The 11958-nt window shown below is 63.0% G+C and carries 3 protein-coding genes; all 3 read left to right on the forward strand.

Annotated features, from left to right (window positions below):
* Nucleotides 1-217: 217 nt before the first annotated feature.
* Complete coding sequence (locus AC0L3H_RS28500; protein WP_473587680.1) at nucleotides 218-8776, forward strand: glycoside hydrolase family 94 protein; 8559 nt, start codon at nucleotides 218-220, stop codon at nucleotides 8774-8776.
* Nucleotides 8777-9136: 360 nt separating this feature from the next.
* On the forward strand, nucleotides 9137-10909 hold the full coding sequence (locus AC0L3H_RS28505; protein WP_128170259.1) for a glucan ABC transporter ATP-binding protein/ permease: 1773 nt from the start codon (nucleotides 9137-9139) through the stop codon (nucleotides 10907-10909).
* A 249-nt stretch (nucleotides 10910-11158) separates the two neighbouring features.
* Complete coding sequence (locus AC0L3H_RS28510) at nucleotides 11159-11923, forward strand: heme ABC transporter permease (RefSeq protein ID WP_473587681.1); 765 nt, start codon at nucleotides 11159-11161, stop codon at nucleotides 11921-11923.
* Nucleotides 11924-11958 lie beyond the last annotated feature (35 nt).

Below are 11958 nucleotides of genomic sequence, written 5' to 3' on the forward strand. Positions count from 1 at the left end.
CCGGCGAAATATGCCGTAAGCTCAAGCCCAGATCACGAAAAAGCCTGAATCCTTCCGTCGATCAACTCCCGGCGGGAGGGAGGTGGTTCGTCTGCAGGTCTGGTGCGAAAATAAACTTTCGGCCCTTGTTTCGATGCAACCAATTCCATTTCAATCGGTTCTAGGGACATTGCCGTGGCGGTGACGCCCCTAACGCGTCCCCCATGCGGAATTTTCAATGAATATACAGACAGACCCCACCCAATTGGAAAAGACGAGCGCGAGCTTTCCAGCCATCACGGAAGAGCCGATACGCTCCAATTTCCTGCCGGAAGAGCGCCTGCGCACGCTGGGTACAAGCCTCGCCAAGGGTGACGTCAAGGATCTGTTCGGCCTGGAGCCGTTCGATTTCCAGCCACGCGTCCGCGACAGCGCCAGCAAGATCCTCGAAGTCTACCGTTCGACCAATGCCGCGCAGGCGAGAGGCGAGACGATCACGCCGGCGGCGCAATGGCTGCTCGACAACAATTATCTGGTCGAGGAAACCATCTTCCAGGTCAAGCGTGACCTGCCACCCCGCTTCTATCGTCAGTTGCCGACCCTGAAACTGTCCGACGGCGCCAGCGTGCCGCGCGCCCTTGCGCTGGCCTGGACCTATGTCGCCCATTCGGACAGTTCGGTCTCGGCGACCATGTTCAAGGCGATCGTCGAAGGCTTTCAGGCCGTCGAGCCGCTGAAGATCGGCGAGCTCTGGGCGCTGCCATCGCTGCTGCGCTTCGTTCTGATCGAAAATCTTCGCCGGATCGCGGTTCGGGTCAGTCGTACCCGGCAGATGCGCCAGATCGCCAACGAGGTCGCAGACCGCGTGCTGGCACTCGATGAAACCGCCGACCGTCAGGCGATCCTTTCGAACTACGTCGCCCATGCACAAGACACCACCTTTGCCACTCAATTGCTCTACCGTCTGCGCGACGGGTCGCAAAATGCCGGCAGGGCGCTGGAATGGCTGGAGGGCGAGCTTGAAAGGTCCGGCTCCGATGCCGAGGAAATCATCATCAGCGAACATCGCACGTTGTCCAGCGGCAACGTGACCACCGGCAACATCATCCGCGGCCTCAGGCTCATCAACGATATCGACTGGACGGTTTGGTTCGAAGATGTCAGCCGCATCGATACCTTGCTGCGCGAGCGCACCGATTTCGCCGCACTCGATTTCTTCTCGCGAGACCAGTACCGGACCGCGATCGAGGAAATGGCGCGCCGCTCCGATCGTTCCGAATTCCGCGTTGCTGAAAAGGCGATCGAACTCGCCGGCCATGCCGCTGTCGCCGATACCACCGTCACCGGTCCGACCGCTCACGCCGACGTCGGGTTCTTTCTGGTCGGCCCGCGCCGGCTGGAACTGGAAAAGGCGATCGGCTATCGGCCGACGGTCAGCGTCACGATCAAACGGGCGTTCCGCAAGACCGGATGGCTGGGCATTGTCGTGCCGGTGTTCGCGCTGACGGTCCTGCTTCTTGTCCTCTCCGGCAACGCCCTTGCCAGTCTCGGCCTGTCCATACCGTCGATCGTCCTGATGCTGGCGCTGTTTGCCGTGCCGGCCAGCGAAGGCGCGCTTGCCTTCTTCAACACCGTCGTATCGTTGTTCCTGAAGCCGACGCGCCTCGTCGGCTACGACTATAAACGCGGCATGCCGCCCGAGGCGCGCACGCTGGTGGTGGTGCCGTCGCTGATCGGCTCGCGCGACGACGTCGAGGAGAACATCCGCAACATCGAAGTGCACCACCTGGCCAACACGGCGGACGAAATCCATTTCGCTCTGCTTTCGGACTGGCCGGACAGCAAAACCGAAATCGATGCGGCGGATATCGAGATCCTCCAATATGCTCGCGACGAGATCGCGCGGCTGAACGCCCGCTATCCCAGCGAAGGCGCGCCGCGTTTCTACGTCCTGCACCGCCGGCGGCTCTATAATGAATCCCAGGGCGCCTGGATGGGCTGGGAACGCAAGCGCGGCAAGCTCCACGAACTGAATCTTCTGCTGCGTGGCGACAGCGACACCACCTTTCTGCCGCTGGACGTGCCGTTGCCCGAAAACGTCATCCATGTGATGACGCTGGATGCCGATACGCGCACCACCCGCGATGCCGTCGCCAGTTTGGCTGGAAAGCTTTGCCATCCGCTCAACCGCCCGCATTACGATGCGGCAAAGCGCGTCGTCACCGCCGGCTATACCATCCTGCAGCCGCGCATCACCGCGTCGCTGACCAGCGGCGACGACGCATCCTTCTTCCAGCGGGTCTTTTCTGCCAATCGCGGCCTCGATCCCTACGTATTTGCCGTGTCGGACATCTACCAGGACGTCTTCGGCGACGGCTCCTTCACCGGCAAGGGGCTCTATCACGTCGACTCCTTCGAGGCGGCGCTGAAGGGCCGCATCGAAGAAAACACCGTGCTTAGCCACGATCTGCTCGAAGGCGCGTTGGCGCGCGCGGCACTGGTCACCGACGTCGAACTGGTCGAGGACTATCCGACCCGCTATTCGGTCGACGCGTCGCGCCACCATCGCTGGGCGCGGGGCGACTGGCAGCTTCTGGGCTTCATTCTCAATCCGCGTTCGGGCGTGCCGGCGCTGTCGCGCTGGAAGATGGTCGACAATCTGCGCCGGTCGCTGACGCCGATCTTCTGGGTGATGGCCGCGATCGCCGGCTGGACGCTGCTGCCCTTCACCCAGGCCGCGCAATGGCAGGCGCTGCTGATCCTCACACTTTTCATGGCGCCGACGTTCGACATCGTCCACGCCATTCTGCCGAAAAGCGGCGACCAGACGCCGCGCGGTCATTTCTCGGCGCTGGCGCGCGACGTCGTCTTCGGCACCGCCCTGGTGGCTCTGAAGATCGTGCTGATGGCGCATCTGGCCTGGATGATGGGCGATGCCATCATTCGCACGCTCTACCGCCTGTTCGTCAGCCGGAAGAACCTGCTCGAATGGCGCACTGCCTCGCAGGCTCACAAGATCGGCGACAACGATCTCGGCTCCTATTACGGCATGATGTACGGTGCTGTGATCGTCGGCGTCGTCGGCCTCGCCATCCCTGTTGTGGCCGATTCCACCGGAGCTTTCGTCGCCTTCTTCTTCGCGCTGTTCTGGATCGGCTCGCCGGCCTTCGCCTTCTTTATCAGCCGCTCGGCCGAAACCGAGGACCGTTTGCGCATATCGGCGGCGGACATCCATGTGCTGCGCACGATTGCGCGGCGCACATGGCATTATTTCGAGACCTTCGTGACGGCCGAGCATCACAATCTGCCGCCCGACAATTTCCAGGAAAGCCCGGCGCCTGTCGTGGCCCCCCGCACCTCGCCGACCAATATCGGCGTCTATCTCCTGTCAGTGGTTTCGGCGCGCGATTTCGGCTGGATCAGCCTGTCCGACGCCGCCACCCGCATCGACGCGACAATGTCGACGATCGAGAGCATGCCGCGTGAGCGCGGCCATCTCTTCAACTGGTATGACACGACGACGCTGAAGCCGCTCTATCCGCTGTACATTTCCGCCGTCGATAGCGGCAATCTCGCCGGCCATCTGGTGGCGGTGGCGGCAGCCTGTGCCGAATGGGCGGAAGCGCCTGCAGTCCACCTTCAGGGCGACTTCGAGGGTATCCTCGATACGGTGACGATCCTCGACGAAAGCCTGGCCGAGTTGCCTGACGACCGCCGCCAGTTGCGGCCGTTGCGCCAGCGACTTGCCGATCGCCTCGATGGCATGCGACGCGCGGTCGAATCGATCAAGGCACAGCCCGAGATGGCGTCGATCCGCACCATCAACCTGGCCGTTCTGGCCGGCGAGATCCGCAAGCTCGCCATCGCCATCCATACTGAGGCCGCATCGACGCAGAGCGACACCATCGCCGACTGGGCGGCGAGACTGGAAGCCACCTGCGAAGCGCATGTCCATGACGCGCATAGCGACGACACTGCCGTCGAGGCGCTGCGGGCCAAGCTTCTGTCGTTGCGCGAGCGCACGCGCCGCTTTGCCTTCGAGATGGATTTCTCCTTCCTCATGCGCAAGGAACGCAAGCTTCTGTCGATCGGCTACCGGGTCGAGGAGCATCAGCTCGACGAAAGCTGTTACGACCTGCTGGCTTCCGAGGCGCGGCTGACCAGCCTGTTCGCCATAGCCAAGGGCGATCTGCCGACGGAGCACTGGTTCCACCTCGGCCGGCCGATCGTCGAGATCGGGTTCAAGGGAGCGCTGATGTCCTGGTCCGGCTCGATGTTCGAGTATTTGATGCCGCCGCTGGTGATGAAGGAGCCGCAAGGCAGCATCCTCAACCAGACCAGCAAGCTCATCATCAAGCGCCAGATCCAGTACGGCCGCTCGAAGGACGTGCCCTGGGGCATTTCGGAAGCGGCCTACAACGCCCGCGATCGCGAACTGACCTACCAGTACACCAATTTCGGCGTGCCCGGGCTGGGCCTGAAGCGAGGTCTCGGCCAGAACACGGTGATTGCCCCTTATGCGACCGTGCTGGCGGCGCAGTTCACCCCGCGTGAATCGGTGCAGAACCTGGCCAGGCTGCGGCGGCTCGGCGCCCTTGGCCGGCACGGCTTCTATGATGCGGTCGATTTCACGCCGCAACGCGTGCCGGAGGGCACCGACCATGTCGTCGTGCTGAACTACATGGCCCACCATTCCGGCATGTCGATCGCCGCCGTCGCCGACGCCATCTTCGAAGGACGCCTGCGCGACCGCTTCCACAGCGATCCGGTGATCGAGTCGGCCGAGTTGCTGCTGCAGGAAAGAGCGCCGCGCGACATCCCGACCGCCACCGTCAGGACCGAGGCCGACGAACGGTCGAAGGACGAAACGGAAGCCGAAAGCCCCGATACGCGCATCGTGCTCAACCCGCTCAAGGCGCTGCGTTCGACCAGCGTCATGTCCAATGGCCGCTACTCGGTCATGGTTACCGCGACCGGCTCCGGCTATAGTCGCTGGGGCGAGCTTGCCGTCACGCGCTGGCAGCCGGACCCGACCGAGGATCGGCTTGGCTCCTACATCTTCCTGCGCGACTCCGGCACCGGCGACTGGTGGTCGGCCACCGCCGAGCCGAAGCGTGCCACCCACGAAGAGGTGCGGACGCTATTCTCCGACGACAAGGCGAGCTTCGTCAAGTCAGTGGGATCACTGCGTTCGGAGGTCGAATGCATCGTCATTTCGGAAGGAAATGGCGAAGGCCGGCGGGTGACGCTCTACAATGACGGCCCGGTCGACCGGCATATCGAAGTGACCTCGTTCGCTGAACTGGTGCTGGGCTCCGAAGCATCCGACAACGCGCATCCGGCGTTCTCGAAAATGTTCGTGGAAACCGAAATCGCTGCGAATAACGCAGCGATCTTCGCCACCAGACGTAAGCGGGAAACGGACGAGCCTGATGTCGCCATGGTGCATTTCGTCACCGACCCGTCTGGGTCGACGCGCGACGCCGAGGCCGAAACCGACCGGCGCGCCTTCATAGGCCGCGGCCGCACCATTACCGAGGCCGCCGCCTTCGATCCCGGCGCCAAGCTTGGCGGCCATTCCGGCTTCACGCTGGATCCGGTCGCGGCACTTCGCCGACAGGTGCGCGTGCCGGCCAACAAGAAGATAGCGCTGACCTTCTGGACTGCCGTCGGCGCCAACCGTGCCGAACTCGAAGAAGCCATTGCGCGGCTTGATCATCCGGAAGCCTTCGCGCGCCAGGCGATGCTCGCCTGGACCCGCTCACAGGTGCAGACCCGGCATCTCGGTCTCAGCCTTGCCGATGCCGCCAATGTGCAGAACCTGGCGCGCTACCTGATCTATCCGGATCCGTTCCTGCGGCTTCCGGCCGAATCGATCGCTTCCGGGCTCGGTAGGCAATCGGGCCTATGGCCGACCAGCATATCCGGCGACTTTCCGATTTTCCTGGTCAGGATCGGCGATGTCGCCGATCTCGAAATCGTTGCCCAGGCGCTCCGCTTCCAGGAATACATGCGCGCCCGAGGCATGATGATCGACTTTGTCGTCATCAACGAGCAGGCTTCGTCCTACGTGCAGGACCTGCAACGGGCGGTCGAGACGCTGTGCGAAAACAGCCGCCTGCGCGGCAAGGAGCTAGGACCCCGCCAGCACATCTTCGCGGTGCGCCGCGACCTCATGGACGAGGCGACCTACAAGACGCTGCTGGCCACTGCTCGCGTCGTTCTGCACACGCGCAACGGCACTATCTTCGATCAGATCGAGCGCGCCGAGGCCGCTGCGCTGCAAGCGCGGGACGCCTTGCAGCCGGCGGGTGCAGCAGCGCTTCGTGAACCGTCTCCGCCGGCGCCACAGACGTGGGCCCAAGCCTCGTTCGACGGCAGTGCCGGCGGCAGCGGGCTCAACCAGTGGAACGGTTTTGGCGGTTTCGAGGGCGACGGACGCCACTATGTCGTGCGCCTTGCTGGCCGCCGCACGACGCCGCAGCCCTGGATCAACGTCGTCTCCAACGCCTCGTTTGGTTTCCACGTTTCGGCTGAAGGCGCTGCCTTCACCTGGAGCCGAAACAGCCGCGACTATCAACTGACGCCGTGGGCGAACGACCCGGTCACCAACCGGCCAGGCGAGGGCATCTATATCTACGACCATGCCAGCGGCCGGGCGTTCTCGCCGCTGGCCGCCGTCGTCCGCGATCCCGCCATGACCTACGAAACATGGCACGGGCAGGGGTTTTCGACCTTCCGTTCGAAGCGCGGGCCGCTGTCGATGGACCTTACCCATGTGGTGGATTCCGTCGATCCGGTGAAAATCTCCAGGTTGCGCATCCAGAATTCCGGTTCGGCGCCGGCGCGACTGCGCGTCTATGCCTATGCGGAATGGGTTCTTGGCAGTCATCGTTCGCGCACGGCGGCGACCATCGTTCCGTCCAGGGATGCCGCGACGGGCGCGTTGCTGGCGCAAAATCCCTACGGGCTCGATTTCAGCGAGCGGGTCGCCTTCCTGGCCGCCGACGGCGCGGCACACTCGGTGACGGCCGACCGCGGCGAGTTCATTGGCCGGCACGGCACCAGCGAACTCCCGCAAGCCGTGCTCGGCGGCGCAAGCCTGTCGGGCCGCGTCGAGGCGGGCGACGATCATTGTGCGGCAATTGCACGCGACGTCGACATCCCTGCCGGCGGCGACGTGACGCTGCTCTGGCTGCTCGGCGATGCAGCCTCTGCCGAGGAAGCCAGCGCGCTGGTACAGCATCACTGCAGCAAGGATTTCGATCAGCGGCTGACTGACAATGAACGCACCTGGCGAGGGTTTCTCGACACCATCCAGGTCGAGACGCCGGACAGGGCGCTCAACGCGATGGTCAACCACTGGCTGCCCTATCAGAGCCTTGCCTGCCGCATCCGCGCCCGCTCGGCGTTTTACCAGGCGAGCGGCGCCTTTGGTTTTCGCGATCAGTTGCAGGACACGCTGGCCCTGCTTCTCCATGATCCGAAACTGGCGCGCGACCAGATCCTCAACGCGGCGCGGCGGCAATTCCCCGAAGGCGACGTGCAGCATTGGTGGCTGCCGCGAACCGAGGCAGGCGTCCGCACCATGATTTCCGACGACGTGGTCTGGCTCGCCCACGCCACGGCACATTACTTGCTGGTGACCGGCGATACCGCGATCCTCAGGGAACAATTGCCCTTCATCGAAGGGCCGTCGCTGGAAGAAGGCGAGCACGACGCCTTTTTCACGCCGGAGATATCGAAGAAGACCGCTTCACTCTATGATCATTGTGCGCGCGCACTTGACCTTGCCATCAAGCGCAGCAGCCCCGCCGGACTGCCGCTGATCCTCGGCGGTGACTGGAACGACGGCATGAACCGTGTCGGCGAGCACGGTAAGGGCGAGAGCGTCTGGCTGGGTTGGTTCCTGCTGAAGACGCTGGGCGACTTTGCAGCTGTCGCCAAGGCGGAAGGCGACGCCAAGCGTGCGCAAGCCTGGACAAAACACGCGGGCGTGCTGAAGCGGGCGCTGGAAAGCACGGCCTGGGACGGTGAATGGTACCGTCGCGGCAGCTTCGACGACGGCACGCCGCTGGGGTCGCGCAACTCGCAGGAATGCAAGATCGACTCGATTGCCCAGTCGTGGAGCGTGCTGTCGGGCGAGGGCGATCCGGCGCGATCGACGACGGCGATGCAGCAGGCGATGAAAATGCTCGTCGACGACGAGCTCAACATCGTCAAGCTTTTCACGCCGCCCTTCTCCAGGACGGAACAGAACCCAGGCTACATCAAGAGCTACCCGCCGGGTGTCCGTGAAAACGGCGGCCAGTATACCCACGCGGCGACATGGTTCGTCATTGCGCTCGCCGAAATGGGGCGCGTCGACGACGCCTACCGCTGCTTCTCGATGCTCAACCCGGTCAACCATGCGTTCGACGAGGCCGCTGCCGAGCACTACCGCGTCGAGCCTTACGTCGTCGCGGCAGACGTCTATGCCGGGCAAGGCAAGGGCGGCCGCGGCGGCTGGACCTGGTATACCGGCTCGGCCGGCTGGCTTTATCGCGCGGCGGTCGAAGGCATCCTCGGCATCGAGCGCAGGGGCGAGCGCATCCAGTTCAGGCCGAAACTGCCCAGCCATTGGGATGGCTATGCGGCAACGCTCAAGGTGCTGGGGGCCGAGCTCAGGGTTCAGGTTGTCCGCGACAAGAAGGCCAAAGCCGTCTCGCTCGAGGTAAATGGTAAAAAGACGAAGGCTTCGTCTTTCGAACCGAAAGCCGGCGACAAGGCCGATCTGGTCGTCAGGATACCGGCGTAGCTTCAAGGATTTGGAACGTCTTTGTGCATCTTGAGGATGTGCGTTATTTAAAGTTGCTCGAGCAATTCTATTACGCATGAGATTTCCCAAAAGCCGATGCAGGCTTTTGGGATTCGTACATGCCAAGTTGCTGATTAAAATTTCGGCAGTGCTTCCTGCCTGCCACGATTTTGCCGCAAGGCTGACATTTTACCTTTCTTCTCAAACCGTTAGGTGATCACGACAGATTTCGCAGCGTCGCCATCTTTTGTTCGCGAATTGGGAACTGAAGGGGTACGAGGGCATTGTTTCGCGACACGTCAACGAGTACGAGTCAGAAAATGATGCAGTGCACAATAACAATTTGCCGGAGTAGCTGAAGTGTCCCTTCTGCAAATCTACTGGAGAGCGCTCGGTTATCTCGCTGCCGACAGAAAACGCGTCGCGTTTATCTGTGGGGCGAATGTCGCGCTTGCGATTATCGCCATCCTTGAGCCGATCATGTTCGGACGGGTGATCGATGCCATTTCGGATAGCGGCTCGGTCTTTTCGACGCTCGGCCTATGGGCCGGTATCGGCGTCTTCAACGTCATCGCCTTCGTTCTGGTGGCGCGCGGCGCGGACCGTTTTGCCCATGCGCGGCGCAGCGAGGTTCTTTGCCAGTCATTCGAGCGCGTGATCACCATGCCGCTTGCCTGGCATCATCAGCGCGGCACCTCCAATTCCCTGCATACGCTGCTGCGCGCGGTCGAGACCTTGTTCAGCCTCTGGCTCGAGTTCATGAGGCAGCATTTGTCCACGGTTGTCGCACTGGTTCTGCTGGTGCCGACGGCGCTCAGCATGGATATTCGCATGTCGATGGTCCTGCTGGCGCTGGGCGCGCTCTACGTCGGAATCGGCCGGCTGGTGATGCGTCGCACCAGGGAAGGCCAGGCGTCCGTGGAGCGGCATTTTCACCAGGTGTTCGCGCATGTGAGCGACTCGGTCAGCAATGTCGCCGTGCTGCAGAGCTACAATCGCATCGGCCACGAGACCGACGCCTTGAAGCGCTATGTCAAGAATCTGCTTGATGCGCAGTATCCGGTGCTCGACTGGTGGGCGTTGGCCAACGCCCTGCACCGTCTGTCGTCGACCATTTCGATGATGGTCGTGCTGTTGATCGGCTCCTATCTGGTCATGCATGGCCAATTGCGTATCGGTGACGTCATCGCGTTTACCGGCTTTGCCACGCTGCTGATCGCCCGGCTCGACCAGATGTCGGCCTTCGCCAACCAGATTTCGGAAGCCAGGGCCAAGCTCGAGGAATTTTATCGCCTTGAGGACTCCGCGGCCGAGGCCGCCGAGCCGGACGGGTTGCGTGACCTGGTCAACGTCACTGGTCATGTGCGTTTCGAAAACGTCAACTTCGAATTCGCCAATTCGGGGCAGGGCGTGAACGACGTGTCGTTCGAGGTCCATGCCGGCCAGACCGTGGCCATCGTCGGCCCGACGGGCGCAGGCAAGACCACGCTGATCAATCTCCTGCAGCGGGTCTTTTCGCCGTCCAGCGGCCGTATCCTGATCGATGGCATCGATACCCGCACGGTGACCCGCAAGTCGCTGCGCCACTCGATCGCCACCGTGTTCCAGGATGCCGGCCTGCTCAACCGCTCGATCGAGGACAATATCCGCGTCGGGCGCGCCGAGGCGACCTATGATGAGGTCCACGCCGCCGCCAATGCCGCTGCCGCGCAGGATTTCATCCTGTCGAAGAGCAACGGCTACGATACGGTCGTCGGCGAACGCGGTGGACAACTTTCGGGCGGCGAGCGCCAGCGTATCGCAATTGCGCGCGCCGTGCTGAAGGATTCACCCATCCTGGTGCTCGACGAAGCGACGAGCGCCCTTGACGTCGAGACGGAAGACCGCGTCAAGGAAGCGATCGACGAATTGCGGCGCGGACGCACGACCTTCATTATCGCGCACCGCCTGACCACTGTTCGCGATGCCGATCTGGTCGTCTTCATGGACAAGGGCAAGGTGGTCGAAATGGGTGGCTTCGCCGAATTGTCGATGCGCAATGGCCGCTTCGCCAGCCTGTTGCGCGCCGGCGGCCTGCTCAACGACGAGGAAGTCCGCCGCCTCAGCCGCACCATCACGGACGCGGCCGCGTGAGTTCTTCCCTTCTCCCCTTGTGGGAGAAGGTGTCGCCGAAGGCGACGGATGAGGGGTGTTCCAGCTTGGCGCCGGCCTCACCCCCTCCAGCACCCCTCATCCGGCTCGGCGCTAACGCGCCGATCCACCGCCCGGGGCGAGTCACGGACCTCGCCCGCCCTTCGGGCCCCACAGAGGGAGAGGGGAACGCGCACCTGCGACACCGCCACTCGATTGCCCCAAACGCGTCGCCGGTTTATGTAGAGCCGCATGAGTGACCTGACTTCACGCCTCAGCGGCTGGATGGATTTCGCCAACCCGACGCGGTTTGTCGGGTTGGCCGACAAGGTGGTGCCGTGGCTGGCAACCATCGCCACACTCCTCCTGGCCGCCGGGCTCTACATGAGCTTCACGGCGCCGGAAGATTTCCAGCAAGGCATGACCGTACGTATCATGTACATCCATGTGCCCTTCGCCTGGCTGGCCATGATGTGTTTCACGCTGATGGCGGTTTCCGCATTGGGCACGCTTGTATGGCGCCATCCGCTGGCCGATGTCGCGCTGAAATCGGCGGCACCCATCGGCGCCGTCTTTACAGCGCTCGCGCTGATCACTGGTTCGATCTGGGGCAAGCCGATGTGGGGCACCTGGTGGGTGTGGGACGCGCGGCTGACCTCAGTGTTCGTGCTGTTCCTGATGTATCTCGGCATCATCGCGCTGACGCGGGCCCTCGACGATGCAGCACGCGCGGCCTGGGCCGCCGCAATCATCACCCTGGTCGGCTTCATCAACATTCCGCTCATCAAATTCTCGGTCGACTGGTGGAACACGCTGCATCAGCCGGCTTCGGTGATCCGGCTCGGTGGGCCGACCATCGATCCCAGCCTGTTGCGGCCGTTGCTGGTGATGGCTTTGGGCTTTACCGTGCTGTTCTTCGCGCTGCATCTGATGGCGATGCGCACGGAAATCCTGCGTCGCCGGGTCATTGCCATGCGCCGCGTCGCGGCACGGCAGGCCGAACGGCAATCAGCCTGACTCACTTCAGCTTTGCCCCTCGCAGGCTCAGGGGG

Source organism: Mesorhizobium sp. WSM4816, assembly GCF_055811535.1.

Bases quoted from the DNA above. Each gene is read 5' to 3' on its own strand.
- AC0L3H_RS28500 (WP_473587680.1), top strand. From the start codon at position 218: ATGAATATACAGACAGACCCCACCCAATTGGAAAAGACGAGCGCGAGC.
- AC0L3H_RS28510 (WP_473587681.1), top strand. From the start codon at position 11,159: ATGAGTGACCTGACTTCACGCCTCAGCGGCTGGATGGATTTCGCCAAC.